Source organism: Arthrobacter mangrovi (genome assembly GCF_026011795.1).
In the GTDB taxonomy this organism is placed as follows: Bacteria; Actinomycetota; Actinomycetes; order Actinomycetales; family Micrococcaceae; genus Crystallibacter; species Crystallibacter mangrovi.
In genome coordinates, this window is sequence record NZ_BRVS01000005.1 from 80,779 (window position 1) to 106,012 (window position 25,234).

The window sequence follows — 25,234 nt, forward strand, 5'->3', positions numbered from 1 at the left end:
CTGGTGGGCGATCATGGCACTGAATATCACCTACCCTGCCGCCCTGCCCGTTTCCGGACGGCGGGACGAAATCATGGCAGCCATAGCAGCCCACCAGGTCGTCGTCATCGCGGGCGAAACCGGATCGGGCAAGACCACCCAGATTCCGAAAATGTGCCTGGAGCTCGGGCTGGGCGACCGCGGCCTGATCGGGCACACGCAGCCGCGCCGGCTCGCCGCACGCACCGTAGCCGAGCGCATCGCCGAGGAGCTGGACGTCAAGCCCGGCGAGGAGGTCGGCTTCCAGGTCCGCTTCACCGGCGAAACCGGCCCGAAGACCAAGATCAAGCTGATGACGGACGGCATCCTGCTGGCCGAGATCCAGCACGACAAGCTGCTGAAGAAATACAGCACGATCATCATCGACGAGGCCCACGAGCGAAGCCTCAACATCGACTTCATCCTCGGCTACCTGCGGCGCATCCTGCCGCGGCGGCCGGACCTGAAGGTCATCATCACATCGGCCACTATCGATCCGGAGCGGTTCGCCAAGCACTTCGGCACGGACTCCGGTCCGGCTCCCGTCATCGAGGTTTCCGGCCGCACCTATCCCGTCGAGATCCGCTACCGGCCCCTGAACCAGCCGGCCGAAGACATGGATCCGGACGACGACTCCGCCGAGCTCGAGGAGGACCGGGACCCGCTGGACGCCGTCTGCGACGCGGTGGACGAATTGGCCCGGGAGGCGCCCGGAGACATCCTGATCTTCTTCTCCGGCGAACGCGAGATCCGGGACGCGGCGGACGCCCTCGCGGGGCGTATCCAGGCCAATCCGCGGCTCGCCGGAACCGAAGTTCTTCCCCTCTACGCCCGGCTCTCGCTGGCCGAGCAGCACCGGGTCTTCTCCCCCGGCGGAAGGCGCAGGATCGTGCTCGCCACGAACGTCGCCGAAACATCCCTGACGGTTCCGGGCATCAAGTACGTCGTGGATACCGGCACCGCCAGGATCTCGCGTTACTCGCACCGCACCAAGGTCCAGCGGCTCCCGATCGAACGCATCTCGCAGGCCTCCGCCAACCAGCGGTCCGGGCGCTGCGGCCGCGTCAGCGACGGCATCGCCATCCGCCTCTACTCCGAGGAGGACTTCGCCGCCCGGCGCGAATTCACCGACCCGGAAATCCTGCGGACCAACCTCGCAGCCGTGATCCTGCAGATGACGGCGATGGGCGTGGCGCGCAGCCCCAAGGACATCGAGGACTTCCCGTTCGTCGAGCCCCCGGAGACCAAGGCCATTAACGACGGCGTTTCCCTCCTGCGCGAGCTCGGCGCCCTGGCCGAGCCAGCGGGGCGGAAGGCGCCCGGAACGAAACCTGCCGCGGGAGGCAGAGGCGGCCTGACCGCCGTCGGACATCAGCTGGCGCAGCTGCCGGTGGACCCGAAGATCGGCAGGATGATCGTGGAGGCCGGCCGTCGAGGCTGCGTCCGCGAGGTCATGGTGCTGGCCGCCGCGCTGACCATCCAGGACCCGCGGGAACGCCCTACCGACAAGCAACAGCAGGCGGCCGAAAAGCACAAGCGGTTCGTCGACGAGAAGTCGGACTTCACCGGCATCCTCAACCTCTGGCGGTACCTGCAGGAGAAGCAGAAGGAGCTGTCCTCCAGCCAGTTCCGCAAGCTGTGCCGCAACGAATTCATCAACTACCTGCGCGTGCGCGAGTGGCAGGACCTGTTCGTCCAGCTCCGCCAACTGGCCAAACCCCTCGGCATCACGCTCGCCTCCAACCCGGAGGTCGATCCGGTCGGCAACCACGACGCGATCCACCAGAGCCTGCTGGCCGGCCTCCTCAGCCACATCGGGCTCTACGACGAGCGTAGGCGCGAATATGCGGGCGCGCGCGGTACGAGGTTCGCGATCTTCCCGGGTTCGGCCCTGTTCAGGAAGTCCCCGGAGTGGGTCATGGCCGCCGAACTGGTGGAGACGTCGCGGCTCTGGGCGCGCGTCGCCGCCCGGTTCGACCCGTTGTGGGCGGAGGAGATCGCCCCGCAGCTGGTCAAGCGCAGCTACTCCGAACCGCACTGGTCCAAGCGCCAGGGCTCCGTCATGGCGTACGAGAAGGTCACGCTGTACGGGGTCCCGATCGTGCCGCAGCGCCGGATCCAGTACGGCCGGATCGATCCCGAGCTGAGCCGCGAGCTCTTCATCCGGCACGCGCTGGTGGAGGGCGACTGGCGCACCCACCACAAGTTCTTCCACCGCAACCGCGCCCTGCTTGCCGAGGTCGAGGAACTCGAGACGCGCATGCGCCGGCGCGACCTGCGGGTGGACGATGAGACGCTTTTCGAGTTCTACGACCAGCGGATCGGCCAGGGGGTCGTCTCCGAACGGCACTTCGACAAGTGGTGGAAGGCGGCCCGCCAGGAAAACCCGGGCCTGCTGGACTTCGATCCCGAGGCCCTGCTCACCCAGGATGCCGACGAGCTCGACACCGCCGCTTTTCCCAGGCACTGGCACTACGGTTCCTTCGAGCTGCCGCTGAGCTACGAGTTCTCGCCGGTCGCGCCCGGCGCCGCGCCGAACCCGTCCGACGGCGTGACGGTGGAAGTGCCGGTCCTGTTCCTGAACCAGCTGGCCGAGGCACCGTTCCGCTGGCAGATTCCGGGCCTCCGCGCGGAGCTGCTGACCGCCCTGATCAAGTCCCTGCCGAAGCAGGTCCGGAAAAACTTCGTGCCCGCCCCCGATGTCGCCCGGGCGGCAGCGGCGGCGCTGGCCGAAGACTTCGATCCGCAGCGGGACGAGCTTGAGCCCTCCCTGGAGCTCGTGCTGCGCCGGCTCAAGGGGCACGTGATTCCGCCGGATTCCTGGAACCGCGAGGCCGTCCCGCCGCACCTGCGCATGACCTTCCGGGTCGTGTACTCCAGGGGGAAGGTCCTGGGCGAGGGCAAGGACCTCGCCCGGCTGCAAGAGGAGCTTGCACCGGCCACCCGCCGCGCCATCGCCGACTCCCTCGGCGCCACCCCCGGCACCGTGAAGCCTGCACCGAAATCCGGGAACCGCCCCTACGGCGTCCGCGCCGCGGAACAGGCCGCGGGTGCGGGGACCAAGACGCGGCTGTCCGGGGCAACCGGAGACCGTGCCGAGGCCATGACGCTGGCCAACGGCGACGTGCTGGCGGAGCGCTCCGGGCTCAAGGGCTTCGCGCCGTCGGTGCTGCCGCAGCAGGTCTCGCGCCTGGTCGCCGGGCATACCGTCACCGGCTACCCCGCGTTCGTCGACGAGGGCGAGGCCGTCGGCCTGCGGATCTACCAGACGCGGGCCGAGCAGGAATCGGCAATGCGCTCGGGCATCATCCGGCTGCTGGCGCTGAAGGTCCCCTCCCCGCAGCGTTACGTGCTGGACCATCTGAACAACACGGAGAAGCTCACCTTCAGCCAGAACCCGCACGGCTCGGTGACCACGCTGATCGACGACTGCACCCTCGCCGCGATCGACAAGCTCGTCCCGCAGCAGCTGCCGTGGACCCGCGGGGAATTCGACAGCCTCTACGAACTGGTCCGCGCCGAGCTGATCGACACGGTGTTCACCGTGACCGCCGTCGTCGAAAAGGTCCTGGCCGCAACCCGGCGGATCCAGAAGGCGCTCAAGGCGGGCACCAGCCCGGCCCTGATCAGCGCCTTCAATGACATCAAGAGCCAGCTGGAGCAGCTGGTCTACCCCGGCTTCGTGGCCCGGACCGGGTACGCCCAGCTCAGCCAGCTGCCGCGGTACCTGGCCGCGATCGAGCGCCGGCTCGACAAGCTTCCGTCCATCGTCGCCCGGGACGCCGCCCAGATGGCCACGGTCCAGAAGCTGGAAGACGATTACGACGACGCCGTGGCCGCCTTGCGTCCCGGGGCACGGACACCCGAAGGGCTGCGGAAGGTTCGCTGGATGATCGAGGAGCTGCGCGTCAGTTTCTTCGCCCAGGAACTGGGCACGGCCTACACGGTGTCCGAGAAGCGGATCCGCACCGCCCTGAACGAGGCACTCAGCCGCTGAGCCTCGCGGGCGGTCAGCCGGCCACCTTGGCTGCCCGCCCGACCCGGCAGGCGGCCGGTTGGCTCCGCCCGGAGGGCGCAGCCACGGGGCCGGCTATTCGGCCGGAACGAATTCGCCGTACCCGGCAGACCGGAGACCCTCGCGCAGCTTCCGGGCGTTCGCTTCCAGCCGCTCGGGATCCGGGTTGTGCTCCGCCTTCTTGAAGTCGAACTCCGCTTCCGAGCTGGCCGGCCAGACGTGCAGGTGCAGATGGTCGACTTCGAAGCCGGCGATGATCATGCCGGCGCGCGGCACTTCGAAGGTGTCGACCTGCACCTTGCCGATGGTCCGGGCAACGTCGGTCACCTTCCGCCACAGCTCCGCCGGCGCGTCGGTCCAGCGGTCCACCTCCTGCCGGGGCACCACCAGGGTATGGCCGTCCGCCAGCGGACCGATGCTGAGGAAGGCCACGACGTCGTCGTCCTTCCAGACAAACTTCCCGGGAATGTCGCCGTTGATGATCTTGGTGAACAGCGTGCTCATGCATTCTCCTTCAGTGATTCGATGTCCAGGACGAAGCGGTACTTGACGTCTCCGGCGACCATGCGGTCGAAGGCCTGGTTCAGCTGCGGGGCCGCCACCAGCTCGACGTCGGCGGTAATCTCGTGCTCCGCGCAGAAGTCGAGCAGTTCCTGGGTCTCGGAAATTCCGCCGATGAGCGAGCTCGCGTAGGCGATGCGCCGGCGCATCAGGACCCCGACCGGGATCGGCGGCATGTCCTCGCCGGGAACCCCTAGCTGGATCAGGGCACCGTCCCGCCGGAGGGTGCGCAGGTAGGGCACCAGGTCATGGCTGGCCGCAACGGTATCGATGACCAGGTCGACCGACTCGGCGGCCTCGGCCATGGCCGCCGCATCGCCGGACACGACGACGGAGTCGGCGCCGAGCAGCATCGCCGCCTCGGCCTTTTCCGGCGACGCCGTGAAGACGGTGACGCCTGCGCCCATGGCCTTCGCGAGCTTGACGGCCATGTGGCCCAGCCCGCCCAATCCGACGACGCCGACGCGGTCGCCGGGCTGGACTCCGAAATAGCGCATCGGCGAATAGGTCGTGATGCCCGCGCACAGCAGCGGGGCGGCCGCCGCGGGATCAAGGTTCGCCGGCATCCGCAGGCAGAAGTTCTCGTCAACGACGATCGATGTCGCGTAGCCGCCCTGGGTCGTTTCCCCGGCGTGCCGGCGGTCCGCGGCGCCGTAGGTGCCGACCGAGCCCTCTTCGCAGTACTGCTCCAGACCCTCTTCGCAGCTGGCGCAGCTGCGGCAGGAATCCACCATGCAGCCAACCCCGACGAGGTCTCCCGGTCCGAAAAGCGTGACATCAGCGCCGATGGCAGTGACCCGGCCGACGATCTCGTGCCCGGGCACCAGCGGATAGCGCTGCGGCCGCCACTCGCCCCGGGTGGAATGGACGTCCGAGTGGCAGAGGCCGCAGTAGGCGATGCTGATCTGGACGTCGTGCGGTCCCGGTTCCCGGCGCCCGATCTTCAACGGCACGAGACCCGAGTCCGCCGACGTGGCCCCGTAGGCCGCGACGGTCGGGCCCCCGCGGCCGGCGGCCGGGTCGGACAGGGGTTTGCCCAAAGGGGGCGGTGCGGGGCGGCCGAGAGTCATAGTGCGACGCTACCGGCTGGCACGCTCAGCCTGCCAGTTTCGAATCGGCGTGTGACCGCGTTTCGCCCGGGGCAGGCGTTCCGGCTGACGCACCGTGAGGCTCGCCGCCCGTGGCCGCCGGCAGGCCCAGCTGCGACCACTGGGACCAGGAACCCGGGAACAGCGCGGCGGTGATCCCGGCCTCGGCCAGGGCCGCGATCTCGTGGGCGGCGCTGATGCCGGAGCCGCAGTAGACGGCGACCGGCTTCCCGGCCTGCACGCCGATGCTGCGGAACCTCGCTGCCAGCCGGTCTGCGGGAAGGAAGCGTCCGTCGTTATCCAGGTTCTCGGCGGTCGGCGCGCTGAGGGCGCCGGGGATGTGGCCGGCCCGAGGATCGACGGGTTCGTTCTCGCCGCGGTAGCGTTCGCCCGCGCGGGCGTCCAGCAGCACGCCGTCCGCCGCGAACCCCGCCACGTCGTCGAGGAGCAGCACCGGCATGTTCCCCGGCTGCAGCTGCACATTGCCCAGGCAGGGCAGCTCCTCGCCCCGCTCCAGTCCGAGGCCCTCCTGCCGCCAGGCCGCGAGGCCGCCGTCGAGCAGGAAGACCCGCTCGAATCCCCCATCGCGCAGCAGCCACCACAGCCGCGCGGCCGACTGTCCCCCGGCGTCGTCATAGACCACCACCGTGTCGTCCCGGTTGATGCCCCATTCACGCGCCGATTCCTCGAAAGCCGCCGCCACGGGCAGCGGATGGCGGCCGAGGCCTTGGCCGCCGGGTGCTGCCAGGCCGGTCTCGAGGTCCACGAAGACGGCACCGGGAAGGTGCCCTTCGAGGTAATGCTTGTGCCCGTCCCGGTCTCCCAGGGCCCAGCGCACATCGAGTACCACGGTGCGTGCCCCGGAGGTCATCCGGTCCCGCAACGTCGGTACGTCCATCAGAGTCTTCATGGGATCTCCTTCTGACTCAGCGGCCGGCTCCCTTGCCGGCGTTCGTACTGCAGCCCGGGTCGGGCTGCAGTGCCTGCTCACACCGTGACGCTTTGGCCCGGCTCCAGGTGTTCGTAACGGGTGCCGTACTGTTCGCCGAACCGGACCAGGTGCTTTTCCACGATTCCCTGGCCGTTGCTGTTGAGCAGGCCGTCGTGGATGGGGTAGGCGCGGGCCGGCCGCACGGACGTGAGGAAGTCGATGACCTCGGCGGTCTTGGACCAGGGGCCGTGGACCGGCACCAGCAGGACGGGCACCGGCTGGCGGTGCGGCACGATCAGGGCGTCGCCCGGATGGTAGACCTCGTCATCGATGAGGTAGCCGATGTTGTCCACCACGGGAATGTGGGCGTGGATGAGGGCATGCTGGCCGCCGTAGGTGCGGATGTCGAAGCCCGCGACAGAGAAGCGGGTCTGCGGCGCCGCGGCGTGGATGCGCCCGGCGGCCTCGGGGACGAGCTCGCGGAGTTCTTCGGCCACGCCCTCCGGCGCATAGACCTGGATGGTGTCGCTGGCGGAGAGGATGCCGGGGAGCCGCTCGCGGTCCACGTGGTCATCGTGCTCGTGGGTGATCAGCACGGCCGCCGCATCCCTGAGCGCCACCTCGAGTTCGGAGAAACCGCCTGGATCGATGACCAGGGCGCGGCCGTCCTTTTCGAGCCGGACGCAAGCGTGGGTGTACTTGGTGAGCAGCATGCTCCAAGCCTACCCAGCTGAAGTCGGGCGGCAACCGGCTGATAGGCTGGATGGCAAGGTCCAGGCCTTCGAACGTGCCCGCCAAGGAGACTTACCCGCCCATGCCATCCCCATCCGCCGAACCCACCTCGCGCCGCCGCGGTTCAGAGCAGCGGGTGACCAGGCAGCGGCTGGCTGTCGGCCAGGCGCTGGACAATCTGGACGATTTCGTCAGCACCCAGGAACTGCACCGGCTGCTCCAGGAGCGCGGCGAATCCGTCTCGCTCGCGACGACCTACCGCATTCTGCAGTCCATGGCCGACGACGGTCTCGTGGACGTGCTGCGCAAGGACGACAACGAGGCGGTCTACCGCCGCTGCGCCGCCGAGCACCATCACCACCACCTGCTCTGCCGCGAGTGCGGCAAGGCCGTGGAGATCGAGGCGCCGGCGGTGGAGCGGTGGGCCGCACGGGTCGCCGAGGAACATGGCTACACCCAGGTGGCGCATACCGTGGAGATGTACGGTCTGTGCCCGGACTGCAGCGCTAGGACGCAGTAACGGCGTTCCGTGCGGCCTGCCCGCCGGTCCGTCCGTAGCCTGTTCGACGGCTGCCGATGATCCGGCACGCCACGTAGATCAGGAAGGAAATCGTGGTCACGTAGGGGCTGATCGGGATCCTGCCGCCCAGCGCCAGCAGGATCCCGCCCAGCACGGAACCGGTGGCGAACAGCACGCTGAGCAGGACCACCAGCCGCGGCGAAGCCGTCACCCGCATGGCCGCGGCGGCCGGAGTGATCACCAATGCGAGCACCAGCAGCGCGCCGACGATCTGGATGGAAAGCGCCACGGCCAGCCCGAGCAGGACCATGAACACCACCGACAGCTTGCCCGCGGGAACTCCGCGCGCCACCGCAAGCTCGGGGTCCGCACTGGCGAAGGTCAGCGGCCGCCAGATGGCCAGCAGCGCCGCGATGACGACGGCGGAGCAAATGAGCATCAGGTTCACCTGGACCGTATCCACGGAGACGATCTGGCCGGTGAGCAGCCCGAACTTGTTCGCTGAGCGGCCCTCGTAGAGGGACAGGAACAGGATGCCCAGGCCCAGCCCGAAGGGCATGATCACGCCGATACTGGAGTTGCGGTCCCGCGCGCGCTTGCCCATGAACCCCAGGATGACGGCGGCGATCACCGAGCCGGCCAGCGAACCGAAGATGACGTTGGCCCCCACCAGCAGCGCGAACGCAGCACCGGCGAAGGACAGCTCCGCGATCCCGTGGACCGCGAAAGCGAGGTCGCGCAGCATGACGAAGGTGCCGATCAGTCCGCCGACCAGGCCGAGCGCGGCCCCGGCGATGAGCGAGTTCGTCACCAGCGGCAGCAGCTGCCCGTAGTCCTCGAAGTTGAAGATGGCCGGGAAGATGTCGTTCGGGTCCATGTTCAGTCCTCGTCGCCTTCGTGCTGCCCGTGCTCGTGCGTCGTCGCGTCGGGCAGGCCGACGACCACCAGCCGTCCCTCGTTCCGGATCACCCGCACCCGCGTGCCGTACATGTCGGAGAGGACCTCGGTCGTCATGACTTCCTCCGGGGTGCCGACGCGGAACTGTCCGCCGGCCAGGTAGAGCACGCGGTCGACATAATCGATGATCGGATTGATCTCGTGCGTGACGAATACAACCGCCGTGCCGCTGCGGCGGCGCTGCCCGTCGATCAGGGCGCTCACGGCCTGCTGGTGGTGCAGGTCCAGCGACAGCAGCGGCTCGTCGCAAAGGAGCACCTGGGGATCCGTGGCCAGCGCCTGCGCCGCCCGGAGCCGCTGCTGTTCACCGCCGGAAAGCATGCCTACCGGCACGTCCGCGTATGCCGACGCGCCGACCACCTCGAGCAGTTCGTCGACCCGCTGCCGGAAGGCGCGGCCCCTGAGCCGGATCCCCCAGCGGTGCCCGTCCAACCCCAGGCCCACGAGGTCGCGCGCCCGCAGCGGGCTGCCCGCACGGAAGGCCTTTTGCTGCGGGATGTAGCCTATGTGGCGGCTGCCGGTCCTGACCCGTTGCCCGGCGATCAGGGCCGTCCCCGTGGTCAGCGGCTGCAGGCCGAGCAGCACGCGCAAGAGGCTGGTCTTGCCCGAGCCGTTGGGTCCGAGGACGGCCAGGAACTCCCCCGGAGCCACACTGAGGTCGAGGTTCTCCCACAGGACACGGTCACCATAGGAAAGGCCGGCGCGGCGCAGCTCGATGGCCGCGGCGCGCGCGGTTACCGCCGCCGCGCCTGCGGAGGTGCCTGCGACTGCGGCGGCCGCTGTTGTGGCCGCCTGCTCGGGCTCAGCCTCGGACATTGTCTTCGATGCTCTTGATATTGGCCGCCATCCAGGTCAGGTAGTCCTCGCCCTCCGGGAGTGTTTCGGTAAAGACGACGACGGGAATCCCGGCCTGCTCCGCCGCCTTCCGCAGCTGCTGCGTCTGGCTCGACTCGGTCTGCTCGTTGTAGGCCAGGAATTCCACCGCGCCGGGCTTGAGCAGGTCCATAGTCGCACGCAGCGCGGTCGGCGGCGCGTCAGTGCCCTCCTCGACGGCCTCGATGAAGTCCTCCGGTGTCCGGTTTTTCAGGCCCGCCGCGTCCAACAGGTGCAGCGGCACCGGATCCGCGGCGGCCACTGCCCCGCCGGAGACCTCGGCGGCCACCTCGTCGAGCTGGCCCTGCAGCGCGTCGACGCGCTTCTGGAACGCTTCGGCGTTGGCGTTGAATTCGGCGGCGTGCTCCGGGTCCAAAGCTCCGAGCCTGTCGGCGATCCTGTCGGCGACGGCGCTGGCAGTCGGCAGGTCGTACCAGACGTGTTCGTTGAACTCGCCGTGGTTGTGCCCTTCGTGACCGTCGGCCGGCTCGTCGGCATGTTCCCCGGCCTCGGGTGCGCCTTCCACCTTGGACAGCCCGGCCGCCGTGATGATGAAGTCGTGGTCCTTGCCCGTGTCGTCCGCCAGCTGGTGCATGAAGGCGTCATAGCCGCCGCCGTTCTCCACCAGCAGGTCGGCCCCAGAAATCGCCAGCTTGTCCCGCGCCGTCGCCTCGTATGAATGCGGATCCTGCGACATCCGGTCGATGATGGAGGTCACTTCGACGCGCTCCCCGCCGATCGTCTTGGCCAGGTCGCCGTACACGTTGGTGGAGGCGACGACCTCCACCAATCCCCCGCCGCCGTCGTTGGCGCCAGGTTCCGCCGAACCGCAGCCGGACAGGAGAAGTCCGGCCGCGGCGGCGGCGGCAATGGCGGCGAGGGACAGACGGCGCATGGAAGAAACCTCACTGGAGTATGCGGAAGCGGGAAGTAAACCTGGTCCAGTCTACCCCTAACGCGAACCGTTCGCATTACGTGCCACCCCCGCCTGCAGGTCAGGAACCGGCCCGGCGCGCTCCGTGGTTCTGCGTGGTGTCGCGGATCTCGCCGACCAGCTCCTCGATCACGTCCTCGAGGAACAGCACACCGCGCGTCGTCCCGTCCGGGCCGATGACGCGGGCCAGGTGCGACCCCGTCCGCTGCATGACGGCCAGGGCGTCCTCGATCTCCTCGTCCACGGCAAGGTTTGCCAGCGTGCGCACCTTCGTCAGCGGAATGGTGGACTCGTAGCGTTCCTCGGGGATCGTCATGACGTCCTTGAGGTGCAGGTAGCCCGTGAGGTTGTCCTCGGAGTCCGCGACGGCGAAGCGGGAGAACCCGGTCCGCCCCACTACGCGCTCGAATTCCGCGGGTGTGGTGTCGACGCCGATGGTCACCAGGTCCTTCAGCGGAACCATGGTGCTTTCCGCCGTCTGGCCGGAGAACTCCAGCGAGCTGGAAATCAGCCCCGCATCGTCCTCCACCAGGCCGTGCCGGGTGGACTCCTGCACGATGGACTGGACCTCCTCCAGCGTGAAGGTCGAGGACACCTCGTCCTTGGGCTCGATCCGCATCGCCCGCAGGATGTGGTTGGCGCTCCAGTTCAGGGTGGCGATCACCGGCTTGACGATCCGGGAGACGAAGACCAGCGGCGGAGCCAGCACCAGGGCCGCCTTGTCCGCCACAGACACCGAGATGTTCTTCGGCACCATCTCGCCGAAGGTCACGTGCAGGAAGGTCACCAGCAGCAGTGCGATCACGAACGAAATTCCGTAGGAGACCTCGTGCGGGATGCCGAGCCAGGCCTCGAGGGGCAGCAGCAGCAACTCCTTGATCGCAGGTTCGGCGACGTTCAGGATCAGCAGGGAGCAGACCGTGATGCCGAGCTGCGCGCAGGCCAGCATCAGCGAGACGTTTTCCATCGCCCACAGCGTGGTCTTGGCGCGCTTGGACCCGGCCTCGGCCAGCGGTTCGATCTGGCTGCGCCGGGCCGACATGACGGCAAACTCGGCGCCGACGAAGAAGGCGTTGCCGATCAGCAGCAGCACCAGCCACACAATGCCCATGCCCGTGCTCATCGCAGGCCCCCTTCGGCTACGGCGTTGCCCGGCGTTGCCGGACGGTGCGGAACGGTGTGCGCCGCCGGCGACGCGGCTGCCTCCGGCACGAAACGGACGCGGTCGATCCGCCGCCCGTCCATCCGTTCGACCTCCAGCTCGCCGCCGGAGACCGGGACGCGGTCGCCGACGACGGCAATCCGGCCAAGCTCGCTCATGATGTAGCCGCCCACCGTCTCGTAGCCGGCCTCATCGGGAACGCTGAGCAGCGGAATCTGTTCCGTGACTTCGTCCGGACGCATCAGGCCGGGGAAATACCAGTCCCCCTGCGCGCTCTGCAGCACGCCGGGCTTGACCCGGTCATGTTCGTCCGAGACCTCGCCGACGATTTCCTCCACGAGGTCTTCAAGCGTGACGACGCCCGCAGTGCCGCCGTATTCGTCCAGCACCACGGCGAACTGCAGGTGGGAGGCCCGCAGCTCGGAGAGCAGGGAGTCCAGGTGGACCGTCTCGGGAACGCGCAGCACCTCGGTCATGATCGTCGCGGCGTCCAGTTCCTGCCGCTTCTGCCGCGGCACCGCAATCGCCTTCTTAATGTGGGCCACGCCGCGGACGTCATCCGGCGAGTCGCCTAGGATCGGGAACCGGGAGAAGCCGGTGCGCCGCGCGGCGGCCACCAGGTCCTCGACGGAGTCGTCCGCCTGGATGAACTCCACCCGGATACGGGGAGTCATCACGTCCGCCGCCGTCCGGCCGGAGAAGACCAGCGTCCGGGAGAGGAAGTTGGCGGTCCCGGCGTCGAGCGTGCCCATCTCCGCGGAGCGGCGCACCAGCGATGCCAGTTCCGACGGCGTGCGCGCACCGGACAGCTCCTCTTTCGCTTCCAGTCCGAAGAGGTGCAGGACCTTGTTGGAGAAGCCGTTGAGCAGAACGATCGCCGGTTTGAAGACGGCGGTGAAGACCAGCTGCGGCCGCGCCACGGCCTTGCCGATGACCATCGGCAGGGCAATCGAGGCGTTCTTGGGAACCAGCTCGCCGATCAGCATGGAGAGCAGCGTGGCGACGGTCATCGCGATCACCGCGCCGAGCGGCCGGACCACCGCGTCCGGCAGCGAGAGGGCCGCCAGCGGGGCGCGCAGCAGGGAGCTGATGGCCGGCTCAAGCAGGAAACCGGTCAGCAGCGTGGTCAAAGTGATGCCCAGCTGGCAGCTGGAAAGCTGGGTCGACAGGGACTTCAGGCACTTCATCAGCGGCACGGCGCCCTTTTCGCCGCGGTCGACGGCGCGCTGCACCGCCGGCTGGTCAAGCGCAACCAGGGCGAATTCGACGGCCACGAAGAAGCCGGTGCCGAGGATCAGCAGCAGCCCTGCAATGATTTGGATCCATTCCATCAGCGCACCGCCCCCGGGAGGGCGTGCCGATGGTTCCCGGGAAGGGCCCCCGGAGGCCGGTCATCAGAGCCCGGACTAGAGGGCTCCTGTCCGGCTGCGGAGGCAGCGGGGAGGCAATGGGAGGTACGGGAGCGGGGGCAGCCGGTGCTGGGCGGGACTGTCCGGTGCCAGGACTTGGCATTGGCAGAACCCACGGACCGGCATCTAGAATAGCTGTCCATCGTTTTTCTAGACTAGCAGGGCTACCAGCTCTGCTGAACCGGCCGTCCCTCCTCATATCCCGCCGCGGACTGCACGCCGACCACGGCCTTCTCGCGGAATTCCGGCAGTGTCACCGCTCCCGCGTAGGTCATGGAGCTCCGCAGGCCGGACGTGATGCCGTCCAGCAGGTCCTCGACCCCCGGCCGAAGCGGGTCCAGGTACATGCGCGACGTCGAAATGCCCTCCTCGAACAGCGCCTTGCGCGCCCGGTCGAACACCTCTTCGTGCCTGGTCCGGTTCTGCACGGCCCGCGCCGAGGCCATGCCGAAGCTTTCCTTGTAGAGCCGGCCCTCGTTGTCGGTGAGCAGGTCCCCGGGGCTCTCGTGGGTTCCGGCGAACCACGAACCGATCATGACCTGGCTCGCTCCTGCCGCCAGCGCCAGGGCCACGTCGCGCGGATAGCGGACGCCGCCGTCGGCCCACACATGCGCGCCCAGTTCGCGGGCGGCCTCGGAGCACTCCTGCACGGCCGAGAACTGCGGCCGTCCCACGGCGGTCATCATCCGGGTCGTGCACATGGCGCCCGGACCGACCCCGACCTTGACGATATCCGCACCCGCCTCCACGAGGTCGCGCACCCCCTGGGCGCTGACCACGTTGCCTGCGACCACGGGCACCTGCGGATCCAGGCTGCGCACCGCGCGAAGGGCATCGAGCATCTTGGCCTGGTGTCCGTGGGCGGTGTCGACGACCAGGACGTCCACTCCGGCCTCAAGCAGCGCCGCCGCCTTCTTGGCGACGTCGCCGTTGATTCCGACGGCGGCAGCCACCCTCAGCTTCCCGTCTCCGTCCAGTGCGGGCTGGTAGATCGTGGAACGGAGCACCCCGGTACGGGTCAGCGCTCCGCGCAGCGCACCGACGTCGTCCACCACGGGGGCGAAGGCGGTTCCGGCGGTGTCGAACATCTCGAAAGCCTTGCGCAGCGCCGACTGGAGGTCGCCCTCGAACATCGAGGCCCGCAGCGTCAGCGGATGCTCGCGCATCACGGACTCCAGCGAGGCGAACCGGTCCACGCCCTCGCAGTCCTCGGCGCGGACGACTCCCTGGCACAGCCCCTGCTCGCTCACGACGGCGACCGCACGGTGCGCGCGCTTGTTCATGAGGTGGATGGCGTCGATGACCGTGTTGCCCGGCAGCAGCTTCAGCGGTGTCTCGAAGAGGGTGTGGCGGGATTTCACCCATGAGGCGACCTCCGCCAGGACCTCCAGCGGCACGTCCTGCGGCAGGACCGCCAGTCCGCCGCGGCGCGCGATGGTCTCGGCCATCCGCCGGCCCGTCACGGCGGTCATGTTGGCGACCACGATCGGAATGGTGCTGCCGGTCCCGTCACCGGAGGACAGATCCACGTCGAGCCGGGACACGACGTCGGATTTGGACGGAATCAGGAAAACGTCCGAATACGTCAGATCGGTCAGCGGCTGGTTGATGAACTGCATGCCCACTCCTGGGGTCGGGTCGTCCGGCGGATGCCACCGAAGAGTCTATGCCGAACGCGTTTCGATCCGCGATGCGGCCGCTTCCTGCAGGCCTGTCCGGCCGCGCCGCCGCATGGCCGGGACACCCTTGTTGAAACTTCCCGCAAGATTGGCCTGCACATCGAATCTGTCATTAGACTGGCAGGAGGTCCAGACCAGGTGCGTCAGTACGTGCCCGCGCGCCCGGCGCAGAAGCTCCGCAAGGCTTTCCGGTGCGGCGTGTGCGGTCTGAGGGCAAGCGGCAATACACGGAAGAGGCGTATAACAAGTGCCAGAGCATCCCAAGCTTCGTCTACCCGAGGAATTCGGCGGTAACGAATGGCTCGTCGACGAGATCTACGAGCAGTACCTCCAGGATAAGAATTCCGTGGACAAGAAATGGTGGAGCATCTTCGAGAATGCCGGCGCGGCAACGCCGGAGAACGGCAACGCCCCGCAGCGCAAGCAGGCCGGGCCGAGCACGGCGACCGCGGAGCTGCCGGTGGTCAAGCCCGCCAACGGTGCGCAGCCGCCTGCAGGAAAGGCAACCTCGGAACGCGGCGCGGCCAAGCACATCCCCGCCGACTCGAAGCCGGCCCCCAACACTTCCAAGGACAAGGCCGAACCGGCCGCCGCCCCGAAACCGGCCGCCGCCCCGAAGACCGCCCCGATCCCCGCGCAGCTTCCTAAGTCCGCGCCCAGCGCCGTTTCCGAGGAAGACACGGTTTCCGTGCTGCGCGGGCCGGCCAAGGCCATCGCCACCAACATGGACCAGAGCCTCTCCGTCCCGACGGCGACCACGGTCCGCGCCGTTCCGGCCAAGCTGCTGATCGACAACCGCCTGGTCATCAACTCCAACCTGGCCCGCGCCCGCGGCGGCAAGGTGTCCTTCACCCACCTGATCGGTTACGCCGTGGTCAAGGCGCTGGGGCAGTTCCCCAGCCAGAACGTCCACTACGACGAGGTGGACGGCAAGCCGGTAGCAGTGCAGCCTGCCCACGTGAATTTCGGCATCGCGATCGACATGCCCAAGCCGGACGGCTCCCGCCTCCTGGTCGTGCCGAACATCAAGAAGGCGGAGACGCTCAACTTCTCCGAGTTCTGGCACACATACGAGGATCTGGTGAAGCGTGCCCGCAACGGCAAGCTCACCGCTGACGACTACGCCGGCACCACCGCATCGCTGACCAACCCCGGCGGCATCGGCACCGTGCACTCCGTGCCGCGCCTCTCCAAGGGCCAGGCCACCATCGTGGGCGTCGGCGCCCTCGAGTACCCGGCGGAGTTCCGCGGCGCCAGCGAGAAGACGATCGCGGCCCAGGGCGTCGGCAAGATCATCACGCTGACCTCGACCTACGACCACCGTGTCATCCAGGGTGCAGGCTCGGGCGAGTTCCTGCGCCTGGTCGAATCCCTGCTGCTCGGCGACCAGGACTTCTACGACGAGATCTTCGAGGCCCTGCGCATTCCCTACGAGCCGGTGCGCTGGCATCTCGACAACCAGGTGGACGTCGAGCTGCAGGTCAACAAGATCGCCCGGATCCAGCAGCTGATCCATGCCTACCGGGTGCGCGGCCACCTCATGGCGGACACCAACCCGCTGGAGTACGTCCAGCGCAAGCACCCGGACCTGGACATCAACACCTACGGCCTGACGCTGTGGGACCTGGACCGCGAATGGGTCACCGGAGGCTTCGGCGGCAAGAGCAGGCTGAAGCTGCGCGACATCCTCGGCGTCCTGCGCGATGCCTACTGCCGCACCACCGGCATCGAGTACATGCACATCCAGGATCCGGCGGAACGCGAATGGTTCCAGAACGAACTGGAACGGCCCTACGCCAAGCCGAGCCGCGAAGAACAGCTGCGCGTCCTGGGCAAGCTCAACGCCGCGGAAGCCTTCGAAACCTTCCTGCAGACCAAATTCGTGGGCCAGAAGCGCTTCTCGCTCGAGGGCGGCGAGTCGCTCATCCCACTGCTGGACGCGGTCATCTCCGACGCCGCCGACGACGGACTGGACGAGGTAGCCATCGGCATGGCGCACCGCGGCCGCCTGAACGTCCTCACCAACATCGCAGGCAAGACGTACGCCCAGGTGTTCCGCGAGTTCGAGGGAACCCAGGACCCGCGCAGCGTCCAGGGCTCCGGCGACGTCAAGTACCACCTCGGCACCGAAGGCACGTTCACCTCGGACAACGGCAACGAGACCAAGGTCTACCTGGCTGCCAACCCGTCCCATCTGGAGGCGGTGGACCCCGTCCTCGAGGGCGTCGTCCGGGCCAAGCAGGACCGGCTGGACCGCGGCGACGGCGCGTTCCCCGTGCTGCCGATCATGGTGCACGGCGACGCTGCCTTCGCGGGCCAGGGTGTTGTGGCCGAAACGCTGAACCTCTCGCAGCTCCGCGGCTACCGCACCGGCGGCACCGTCCACGTGATCGTCAACAACCAGGTCGGCTTCACCACCTCGCCGCACGCCTCGCGGTCCTCCGTGTACTCCACCGACGTGGCGAAGATGATCCAGGCTCCGGTCTTCCACGTCAACGGGGATGATCCGGAGGCCGTGGTCCGCGTCGCGCAGCTGGCTTACCGCTTCCGCGAGCGGTTCCACAAGGACGTCGTCATCGACCTGGTCTGCTACCGCCGCCGCGGCCACAACGAGGGCGACGACCCTTCGATGACGCAGCCGATGATGTACAACCTGATCGAGGCCAAGCGGTCCACGCGCAAGCTCTACACCGAAGCGCTGGTGGGACGCGGCGACATCACGCAGGAGGAAGCCGACCAGGCCCTGCGCGACTACCAGGAACGCCTGGAGCGGGTCTTCGCGGAAACCCACGCCGCCCAGACCTCGCCGATTCCGGTGGTCACCAAGGACTCCTCGCCGATCTCGGACCTCGAGCGCCCGCTGTCCCAGCAGGCCGAGGACACCACCAACGTCCCGGCCAACACCGCCGTCAGCGGTGAGGTCATGGCGCGCATCGGCAAGGCGCACCTTGAGGTTCCGGAGGACTTCACGGTCCACCCGAAGCTGAAGGCGCTGCTGGAGAAGCGCGAGCAGATGTCCCGCGAGGGCGGCATTGACTGGGGCTTCGGCGAAATCGCCGCCTTCGGCTCGCTGCTCCTGGAAGGCGTCCCGGTCCGCCTGGCGGGCCAGGACTCGCGCCGCGGCACCTTCGTGCAGCGCCACGCCGTCCTCCACGACCGCGCGACCGGCGCCGAGTGGACTCCGCTGACCCGGCTGAGCCCGGACCAGGCCAAGCTCTGGATCTACGACTCGCTGCTGTCCGAATACGCGGCCATGGGCTTCGAATACGGCTACTCGGTCGAACGGCCGGACGCCCTGGTCCTCTGGGAAGCCCAGTTCGGCGACTTCGTCAATGGCGCCCAGACCGTCATCGACGAATTCATCTCCTCCGCCGAGCAGAAGTGGGGCCAGCGGTCCTCGCTGGTGCTGATGCTGCCGCACGGCTACGAGGGACAGGGCCCCGACCACTCTTCCGCACGCATCGAACGCTTCCTTCAGATGTGCGCCGAGGACAACATGGTCGTCGCCAACCCGACCACGCCGGCGTCGCACTTCCACCTGCTGCGCCGCCAGGCGTACGCCCGTCCGCGCAAGCCGCTGATCATCTTCACCCCCAAGCAGCTGCTGCGCCTGAAGGCGGCGGCGTCCAAGGTCGAGGACTTCACCGAGGGCACGTTCCGCAAGGTCATCCCCGAGGTCCAGGACCTGAACCCGGCGGACGTCGACCGCGTCGTGCTGGTCTCCGGACGCCTCTACTACGATCTGCTCGCGGCGCGGCAGAAGAGCTCCGACACCAAGACCGCACTGGTCCGGGTCGAGCAGCTCTACCCGCTGCCGGTCGAGGAGATCAAGGCGGAGCTTGCGAAGTACCCGAACGCTGAAGTGGTCTGGGCACAGGACGAGCCGGCCAACCAGGGACCGTGGCCGTTCATGGGGCTGCACCTGCCGCAGCAGCTGGACCGCAGCATGCGGCTGGTCTCGCGGCCGGCCTCGGCCGCCACGTCGACCGGCTCGGCCAAGCGCCACGCTGTTGAGCAGGACGTCCTCGTCAAGAAGGTCTTCGAGCGCAAATAAGTAAGATGTGGGGTGGGGTGCCCAGGCACCCCACCCTCTTGCTTTTAAGCAGCCGCCGGCCGAACCAACCAGAAAGCATCCCGTGGAGCAACGCAGAATCAGGATCGCCGCTGTCGGCGACGAACTTCTAGCCGGTATGGGCGACCAGCGCGCGCTGGGATGGCTCGGGCGCACCCTGGCTCGGACCAATCCCTCCCCCGCGACGCTGGAGACCTTCACGCTGGCCTCGCCGAACGAAGGCACCGAAGAGCTCGCCGGCCGGTGGCTGCAGGAGGCCGGCCGGCGTTTCGACGACGGCTACGAGAACCGGCTGGTCATCGGTCTTTCCGACCGTGACCTGGACCTGGATCTGACCACGGCGCGGAGCCGGCTGAACCTGGCGAACATCCTCGACGGAGCCGCGCAGCTGAGCATCAAGGTGTTCGTGGTCGGCCCGCCGCCCGGCCTGGACGCGGCCCGGAACCAGCGGCTGGCCGAGCTTTCCGCCGCCTTCGCGGACGTCACCACGCGCCGCAAGCATGTCTACGTAGACACGTTCACGCCGCTGCTCAACCACGAACAGTGGCGGACCGACCTCGCAGCCAACGGCGGCCTTCCCGGCCAGGCCGGCTACGGCCTGATGGCGTGGCTGGTGCTGCACCGCGGCTGGTACCACTGGCTGGAGCTGCCCGAGCCGTCCTAGGGGCACCTCCTAAGCCCCCGGGCCTGCAGCCGCGGCACGGTCAGTGCGTGAAGACGATCTTGCCGGCCACGTCGCCGGCGGCCATCTTCGCGAAACCGTCCCGGGCCTGCTCCAGCGGCAGCACGCTGTCCAGCTGCGGGCGAATGCCTGTCGCGACGAGGAACTGCAGCATCCGCGCGAATTCCTCCCGCGTGCCCATTGTCGATCCGAGGACCCGCAGCTGCAGGAAGAACACGCGGTTCAGGTCTGCGGGCGGATTCGGTCCGCTCGTCGCACCGCAGGTGACGACGGCGCCGCCCGGACGGAGCGACTTCAGGGAATGCGCCCAGGTGGCCTCCCCGACCGAATCGAAGACCGTGTCCACGCGCTCGGGCAGCCGGGCCCCGGGCTCGAAGACGGCAGCAGCGCCCTGCCTGCGGGCATGCTCGCGCTTTTCCTCGGTACGTCCGGTGGCCCACACGCGGTAGCCGGCCGCAGAAGCCATCGCGATCAGCGCCGACGCGACTCCCCCGCCCGACCCCTGGACCAGGACCGTGGAGCCGGGGGCCGCGGGGTTCACCGTGAAGAGCATCCGGTACGCCGTCAACCACGACGTCGGGAGGCAGGCCGCCGCGGTAAAGTCCAGTTCGGGCGGCTTCGGCAGCAGGTTGCGGGCCGGGACCAGCACCTCATCCGCCATGGTGCCGGGATATAGCTCGGAGAGCAGTGAGCGCCGGGGATCCATCGTCTCGTCCCCCGACCAATCCGCGCTGGGGATGACGGCGTGGACGATGACTTCATTACCGTCGTCGTCGATCCCCGCAGCGTCGCAGCCGAGGACCATGGGAAGGCGATCCGCGGGCAGGCCGATCCCGCGCAGCGAAAACAAATCGTGGTGGTTCAACGCGGACGCCCTGACCCGGACGCGCTTCCAGCCCTGAGGTGCCTGCGGGCGCGGGAGCTCGCCGACGACCAGACCCGATAGCGGATCCCCGTCGGACTGGGACCTGGCATACACCGCGCGCATGGATTCTCCTTTGAAAGCCGGCATTGGCACCATCCTAGGGCCCCGGGTTCCCGTCGCCGGTTAGGTGTGGTGCCCGAGTTATGGGAGACTGATAGGCGGTTCTTTTCGTCCAGGTAAGGAGGCAGCCATGAGCAAGCGTGCACGTAAGCGTCGTGACCGTAAGCGCGGCGGCGCAAACCACGGCAAGCGTCCCAACACCTAAAGCGGCGCTCCGCTAGGAGCACCGCCGGTGCCAGGCGCCCCGGTATGCGAAGAACCCCCAAGCCACAAGGGCTTGGGGGTTCTTCGCATACCGGCTCGGTCCTGCGGCAGCGTCAGACGTCCGCCTGCACCGAGCCGGCCGCCTTAATGTGGCCGATACGGTCCAAGATGCGTTCCTTAAGCGTCTGCGGCGCGTGCTCCTGGCACGAACGCCGGACCACGGAGCGGATCAGGCACTCCAGGTCATGTTCCTGGGAGCACTCCGTGCAGGTCTCCAGATGCGCCTTTATCTCGGAGAGGTCGTCCCGGGACAGGGCCCCATCGACATACTCGTAGATCCGCTGCATGCGGTCGTCTTCGCAGTCGCCCAAGCCGTGGCAGTCGCTCATTTCCTGTTCTCCTGTTGTGTACCCGCCGATGACGCCGCCTTGTCCGCACCGAGGCCGCGGCCCTGCGCGTAGTCCGCGAGCAGTTCGCGGAGCATCTTCCGCCCGCGATGCAGGCGGGACATCACCGTACCGATGGGGGTATTCATGATTTCCGATATTTCCTTGTAGGCAAAGCCCTCTACGTCAGAGAAGTAGACGGCCAGCCTGAACTCCTCCGGAATAGCCTGGAGGGCGTTCTTCACATCCGAATCCGGCAGATGGTCCAGCGCCTCCGCCTCGGCGGACCGCAGCCCGGACGAGGTGTGCGAGGCGGCCTGGTACATCTGCCAATCCTCAACCTGGTCCGTATTGGACTGCTGCGGTTCGCGCTGCCGCTTCCGGTACAGATTGATGTAGGTGTTGGTCAGGATCCGGTAGAGCCAGGCCTTGAGATTGGTGCCCGGCTTGTACTGGTGGAACGCCGCAAACGCCTTGGTGTAGGCCTCCTGGACCAGGTCCTCGGCATCGCTGGGGTTCCGTGCCATCCTCATCGCCGCCGAATACAGCTGGTCGACATACTGCAGCGCGTCCCGCTCAAAGCGCTCTGCGCGTTCAGCCTCCGTCTCGGGCTGCTCCGGCTCTCCCGCGGTCCCGCCGCCGTTCCCGGAGATGGACTCTTGGGCATTGTCAGTAGTCATCGCCCCCAAGTCTACGCGCAGGGGCTTTCGGGCAGCACCGGTTGCGGGGCTGCACTGCTCCCGCTGCTGGTCGAGCGCCAGGGGCATGGCAATCCCTTCTGTTGGTTCAGAGCATTCACTGTTGGGCACAGTATGGCCAACGCACTGAGCACAACGGCCGCAGGCGGCCGAATATTCCGCAGGCGCCTTCGGGACGCCACATGGGCGCCTAAAGTGTGTCCTGCACGCAAAAGTGCCAAACTAGAGCCAGCGCCACCCCGCAGGTTGACGCCCGCGGGCTTGCCCTTATGGACCCTCAGCGAGAGCCAGGAGGCTTTTATGACCATCGTCCGCGTTGTTGCCCGTCCCCTACTGGCCACCAGCTATGTTGCTGCCGGCGTCGAACGGCTGCGGAACACCGCGTCGACGGCCCGGGCCCTGCAGCCTTGCCTGGACAGGGCGGCATCCTCCTTCCCGTCGGCAGCACCGCTGGCCGGAAACGCCAGGCTGATCGCCCAGGCTGTCGGGGTCACTCAGATCGGGGCGGGCCTCCTGCTCGGCTGGGGAAAGTTCTCGCGCCTCGCGGCCCTGCTGCTGGCCGGAGCCACCGCGGTCAACGCTTACGTCGAGTACAAGTCCATGGCGGCGGACACGGCCGAAGGCAAACGCAACCGGCGCGGCCAGCTGCTGAAGAACGGTTCCCTGATGGGCGCGGCCCTGCTGGCAGCGGTCGACACGAACGGACGCCCGGGTCTTGCCTGGCGTGCCGAGCACCTGGCCTCCGATGCCCGCAAGAGCGTGCGCTCCATCAGCAAGGACACCCGCAAGAGCGCGGCCGCACTGGGCAAGGATTCGCGCCGCAAGCTGGAAAAGGCCGAGCGCGCCGTCCGCGCAACCGTGGCTGATGTGGCGGGTCAGCGCGCTTAATGACTGCCAACATGCCCGCCGCTCCCGCTCCTTGGGATGCACCATTTGTTCCCGGACCGGTAGACGGCGTCGTGCAGATCCCCGGCTCGAAATCGCTGACCAACCGGTACCTCGTCCTGGCCGCCCTGGCCGATGGGCCGAGCATGCTCCGCGCTCCCCTGCATTCGCGGGACTCGCGCCTCATGATCGACGCACTGCGGACCCTTGGCGCCGTCGTGGAAGAAGTCCCCGGAAACGGCGCCTTCGGCCCGGACCTGCGGGTCACCCCCATCAGCCGCTCCTCTTCCCCGGCAGGCAAACGGATCGACTGCGGACTGGCGGGAACGGTCATGCGCTTCGTTCCGCCGCTTGCGGCGCTCGGTGACGGGCCTACAGTCTTCGACGGGGACCCGGCAGCGCGGCAACGGCCTATGGGCAGCACCATCGCTGCCTTGCGGGAACTCGGCTTGGTGGTCGACGACGGCGGGCGGAACGCTATGCCCTTCACGGTGGAGGGCCGCGGCGCGGTGCGGGGCGGGCACATCGTGATCGACGCCAGTGCGTCCTCCCAGTTCGTCTCGGCGCTGCTGCTGGCGGGCGCCGCCTTCACGGACGGGCTGCACCTGGAACACTCCGGTCCCCCCGTTCCAAGCCTTGACCACGTCCGCATGACCGTGCGTGTGCTGCGCGGGGTTGGTGTCGAGGTCGACGATTCGGTCCCGAACCACTGGATCGTGCAGCCCGGCCCCGTCCGGGCCTTCGACGTGGACATCGAGCCGGACCTGTCCAACGCGGGTCCGTTCCTGGCGGCTGCCCTCGCCACCGGCGGAACGGTACGGATTCCCGGCTGGCCCGCGGAGACCACGCAGGTCGGCGACCAGTGGCGCAGCATCCTGCCGAAGCTCGGCGCCGAAGTCAGCTACGTGGACGGCACCTTGTCCGTCTCCGGAGGCGGCAGCATCAAGGCAGCGGACCTGGCGGATACCAGCGAGCTCGCCCCCACTGCCGCGGCGCTCTGCGCATTGGCCGACGGGCCGTCCCGGCTCAGCGGCATCGGGCATCTGCGCGGCCACGAGACGGACAGGCTGGCCGCCCTGGTGGCGGAAATCAACAGGCTGGGCGGCGACGCCGAGGAAACCGCAGACGGACTGGTGATCAGGCCGCGCCCGCTGCATGCGGGCCTGTTCCGTTCCTACGAGGACCACCGGATGGCGACGGCCGGCGCGATCATTGGACTGGCGGTGGAAGGCGTGCAGGTCGATGACATCGGCACCACGTCCAAAACCATGCCCGAGTTCCCCCGGCTGTGGCAGCAATTGTGTGCCACGGCGCCGAGCGCTGCTGCCGGGGCCCGCTGACGGTGGCAGGCCGCAGGACCTGGGACGAGTCCGACGTCCGCATTCGCCCGAACAAGCGCGGTTCCCGACCCCGGACCAAGGACCGCCCGGCCCATGATGACGCCGTAGTCGGGCGGATCGTGACGGTGGACCGAGGACGCTACACCGCCGTCGTCGATGAAGACACCGCGGACGAACGCACCGTTATCGCGGCCCGGGCACGTGAGCTGCGACGGACTCCGGTTGTGGCCGGCGACTTCGTCGGACTGGTCGGCGACGTCTCAGGTGAGCCGGACACGCTTGCCCGCCTGGTCCGTGTCGAGGAGCGCCGGACACTGCTGCGCCGCAGCGCCGACGACACCGACCCGGTGGAACGCGTGGTGGTCGCCAACGCGGACCAGCTGGTGATTGTCGTCGCCGCGGCGAACCCGGAACCGCGCACCGGCTTCATCGACCGTGCCCTGGTGGCGGCGTACGACGCCGGCATCGCCCCGCTGCTGTGCGTCACCAAAGCGGACCTGAGGGATCCGGAGGTGCTGCTCTCCAACTACAGGCACCTCCCGCTGCCGGTGATCGTCAGCCGCACGGCGGACGAGGACGCTGCCGGCGTCGACTCCAGCTCCGATGAGGGCGCCTCGGCGCGGCTGGATGCCGAGGCCCTGGACCAGCTTCGCGGCTACCTGGACGGTTCGGTGAGTGTCCTGCTCGGACACTCGGGCGTCGGCAAATCCACCATGGTCAACGCGCTGACCGGCTCCCATAGGGCGACCGGCGGGGTTAATGCGGTGACCGGACGCGGCCGCCACACCTCGTCGTCGGCCCTGGCTCTGAAACTCCAGGACGCCGCGCCGGGCAGCTGGATCATCGACACGCCGGGAATACGTTCCTTCGGCCTGGCCCATGTCGACCCGAACCGGATCCTCGCCGCGTTCCCGGACCTGGAGCCCGGGAGCGCGGACTGCGACCGCGGCTGCAAGCATGACGACCGCGCCGTCGACTGTGGACTGGACGCCTGGGTGGCTGCCGGCCGCGCCGGCGAATCCGGGCCCGCCAGGCTGGCCTCGCTCCGCCGGCTGCTGGGCAGCGAAGTGCGCCAGCAGGTGAAAGAGCTGGGCACCCAATAG

The 25,234-nt window shown here is 68.3% G+C and carries 21 protein-coding genes; 8 read left to right on the forward strand and 13 right to left on the reverse strand.

The genetic code is table 11. From position 1 onward, the window contains the following. Positions 1–13: 13 nt before the first annotated feature. A complete protein-coding gene (gene hrpA / locus AHIS1636_RS06400; protein WP_264794989.1) occupies positions 14–4,015 on the forward strand; it encodes an ATP-dependent RNA helicase HrpA in 4,002 nt (1,333 codons plus the stop codon). A 93-nt stretch (positions 4,016–4,108) separates the two neighbouring features. Here hrpA and AHIS1636_RS06405 read toward each other — a convergent pair whose 3' ends face one another. The 4 genes from AHIS1636_RS06405 to AHIS1636_RS06420 form a co-directional block, all read right to left on the reverse strand. Further along, on the reverse strand, positions 4,109–4,537 hold the full coding sequence (locus AHIS1636_RS06405) for an HIT family protein (RefSeq protein WP_264794990.1): 429 nt from the start codon (positions 4,535–4,537) through the stop codon (positions 4,109–4,111). Continuing rightward, positions 4,534–5,664, reverse strand: a complete 1,131-nt coding sequence (locus AHIS1636_RS06410; RefSeq protein ID WP_264794991.1) for an NAD(P)-dependent alcohol dehydrogenase — start codon at positions 5,662–5,664, stop codon at positions 4,534–4,536. Before AHIS1636_RS06410 ends, AHIS1636_RS06405 begins: the two co-directional genes overlap by 4 nt. Positions 5,665–5,689: 25 nt before the next feature. Further along, positions 5,690–6,592 (reverse strand): sulfurtransferase, encoded by a 903-nt coding sequence (locus AHIS1636_RS06415; RefSeq protein WP_264794992.1) that lies wholly within the window; start codon positions 6,590–6,592, stop codon positions 5,690–5,692. Between the two features lie 77 nt (positions 6,593–6,669). Beyond that, positions 6,670–7,326 carry an MBL fold metallo-hydrolase gene (locus AHIS1636_RS06420; protein WP_264794993.1) on the reverse strand — a complete coding sequence of 219 codons (657 nt, stop codon included), beginning with the start codon at positions 7,324–7,326 and terminating at the stop codon, positions 6,670–6,672. A gap of 101 nt (positions 7,327–7,427) precedes the next feature. Between AHIS1636_RS06420 and AHIS1636_RS06425 the strand changes: the two genes are divergently transcribed. After that, positions 7,428–7,865: a Fur family transcriptional regulator gene (locus tag AHIS1636_RS06425; RefSeq protein WP_264794994.1), complete on the forward strand. Its 438-nt coding sequence runs from the start codon at positions 7,428–7,430 to the stop codon at positions 7,863–7,865. On the opposite strand, the gene AHIS1636_RS06430 is transcribed toward AHIS1636_RS06425, so the two are convergent. The 6 genes from AHIS1636_RS06430 to guaB1 form a co-directional block, all read right to left on the reverse strand. Beyond that, entirely contained in the window at positions 7,852–8,742 is an 891-nt protein-coding gene (locus AHIS1636_RS06430; protein WP_264794995.1) for a metal ABC transporter permease, read from the reverse strand. The two genes, AHIS1636_RS06425 and AHIS1636_RS06430, sit on opposite strands and share 14 nt — an antisense overlap. A 2-nt stretch (positions 8,743–8,744) precedes the next feature. Further along, positions 8,745–9,638, reverse strand: coding sequence for a metal ABC transporter ATP-binding protein (locus AHIS1636_RS06435; RefSeq protein ID WP_373875793.1), 894 nt, complete (start codon positions 9,636–9,638; stop codon positions 8,745–8,747). Further along, positions 9,625–10,590 (reverse strand): metal ABC transporter solute-binding protein, Zn/Mn family, encoded by a 966-nt coding sequence (locus AHIS1636_RS06440; RefSeq protein ID WP_264794996.1) that lies wholly within the window; start codon positions 10,588–10,590, stop codon positions 9,625–9,627. Before AHIS1636_RS06440 ends, AHIS1636_RS06435 begins: the two co-directional genes overlap by 14 nt. A 100-nt stretch (positions 10,591–10,690) precedes the next feature. After that, a complete protein-coding gene (locus AHIS1636_RS06445; RefSeq protein WP_264794997.1) occupies positions 10,691–11,752 on the reverse strand; it encodes a hemolysin family protein in 1,062 nt (353 codons plus the stop codon). After that, positions 11,749–13,122: a hemolysin family protein gene (locus AHIS1636_RS06450; RefSeq protein WP_264794998.1), complete on the reverse strand. Its 1,374-nt coding sequence runs from the start codon at positions 13,120–13,122 to the stop codon at positions 11,749–11,751. The genes AHIS1636_RS06445 and AHIS1636_RS06450 overlap by 4 nt, the downstream gene beginning before the upstream one ends. 242 nt (positions 13,123–13,364) lie before the next feature. Further along, positions 13,365–14,819, reverse strand: a complete 1,455-nt coding sequence (gene guaB1 / locus AHIS1636_RS06455) for a GMP reductase (RefSeq protein WP_264794999.1) — start codon at positions 14,817–14,819, stop codon at positions 13,365–13,367. Between the two features lie 307 nt (positions 14,820–15,126). Between guaB1 and AHIS1636_RS06460 the strand changes: the two genes are divergently transcribed. Continuing rightward, a complete protein-coding gene (locus AHIS1636_RS06460) occupies positions 15,127–18,933 on the forward strand; it encodes a multifunctional oxoglutarate decarboxylase/oxoglutarate dehydrogenase thiamine pyrophosphate-binding subunit/dihydrolipoyllysine-residue succinyltransferase subunit (protein WP_264795000.1) in 3,807 nt (1,268 codons plus the stop codon). Between the two features lie 82 nt (positions 18,934–19,015). Continuing rightward, complete coding sequence (locus AHIS1636_RS06465; protein WP_262105380.1) at positions 19,016–19,615, forward strand: GDSL-type esterase/lipase family protein; 600 nt, start codon at positions 19,016–19,018, stop codon at positions 19,613–19,615. Between the two features lie 40 nt (positions 19,616–19,655). On the opposite strand, the gene AHIS1636_RS06470 is transcribed toward AHIS1636_RS06465, so the two are convergent. Next, a complete protein-coding gene (locus AHIS1636_RS06470; protein WP_264795001.1) occupies positions 19,656–20,621 on the reverse strand; it encodes a zinc-binding dehydrogenase in 966 nt (321 codons plus the stop codon). A gap of 127 nt (positions 20,622–20,748) precedes the next feature. On the opposite strand from AHIS1636_RS06470, the gene AHIS1636_RS20420 reads away from it, so the two are divergent. Continuing rightward, on the forward strand, positions 20,749–20,823 hold the full coding sequence (locus AHIS1636_RS20420; RefSeq protein WP_369299106.1) for a 50S ribosomal protein bL37: 75 nt from the start codon (positions 20,749–20,751) through the stop codon (positions 20,821–20,823). 112 nt (positions 20,824–20,935) lie between these two features. Here AHIS1636_RS20420 and rsrA read toward each other — a convergent pair whose 3' ends face one another. Continuing rightward, positions 20,936–21,211 (reverse strand): mycothiol system anti-sigma-R factor, encoded by a 276-nt coding sequence (gene rsrA, locus AHIS1636_RS06475; RefSeq protein ID WP_264795002.1) that lies wholly within the window; start codon positions 21,209–21,211, stop codon positions 20,936–20,938. Beyond that, on the reverse strand, positions 21,208–21,888 hold the full coding sequence (locus AHIS1636_RS06480) for a sigma-70 family RNA polymerase sigma factor (RefSeq protein ID WP_264795003.1): 681 nt from the start codon (positions 21,886–21,888) through the stop codon (positions 21,208–21,210). Before AHIS1636_RS06480 ends, rsrA begins: the two co-directional genes overlap by 4 nt. Before the next feature lie 318 nt (positions 21,889–22,206). Here AHIS1636_RS06480 and AHIS1636_RS06485 point away from each other — a divergent pair, with 318 nt between their 5' ends. Genes AHIS1636_RS06485 through rsgA form a run of 3 tightly spaced genes read left to right on the forward strand, consistent with a single transcriptional unit; the run spans position 22,207 to position 25,234 of the window. Next, the gene (locus AHIS1636_RS06485; RefSeq protein WP_264795004.1) at positions 22,207–22,794 is read left to right on the forward strand and encodes a DoxX family membrane protein; all 588 of its coding nucleotides are present in this window, start codon (positions 22,207–22,209) and stop codon (positions 22,792–22,794) included. Continuing rightward, complete coding sequence (gene aroA, locus AHIS1636_RS06490; protein ID WP_264795005.1) at positions 22,794–24,131, forward strand: 3-phosphoshikimate 1-carboxyvinyltransferase; 1,338 nt, start codon at positions 22,794–22,796, stop codon at positions 24,129–24,131. The genes AHIS1636_RS06485 and aroA overlap by 1 nt, the downstream gene beginning before the upstream one ends. Further along, positions 24,089–25,234 carry a ribosome small subunit-dependent GTPase A gene (gene rsgA / locus AHIS1636_RS06495; RefSeq protein WP_373875802.1) on the forward strand — a complete coding sequence of 382 codons (1,146 nt, stop codon included), beginning with the start codon at positions 24,089–24,091 and terminating at the stop codon, positions 25,232–25,234. Before aroA ends, rsgA begins: the two co-directional genes overlap by 43 nt.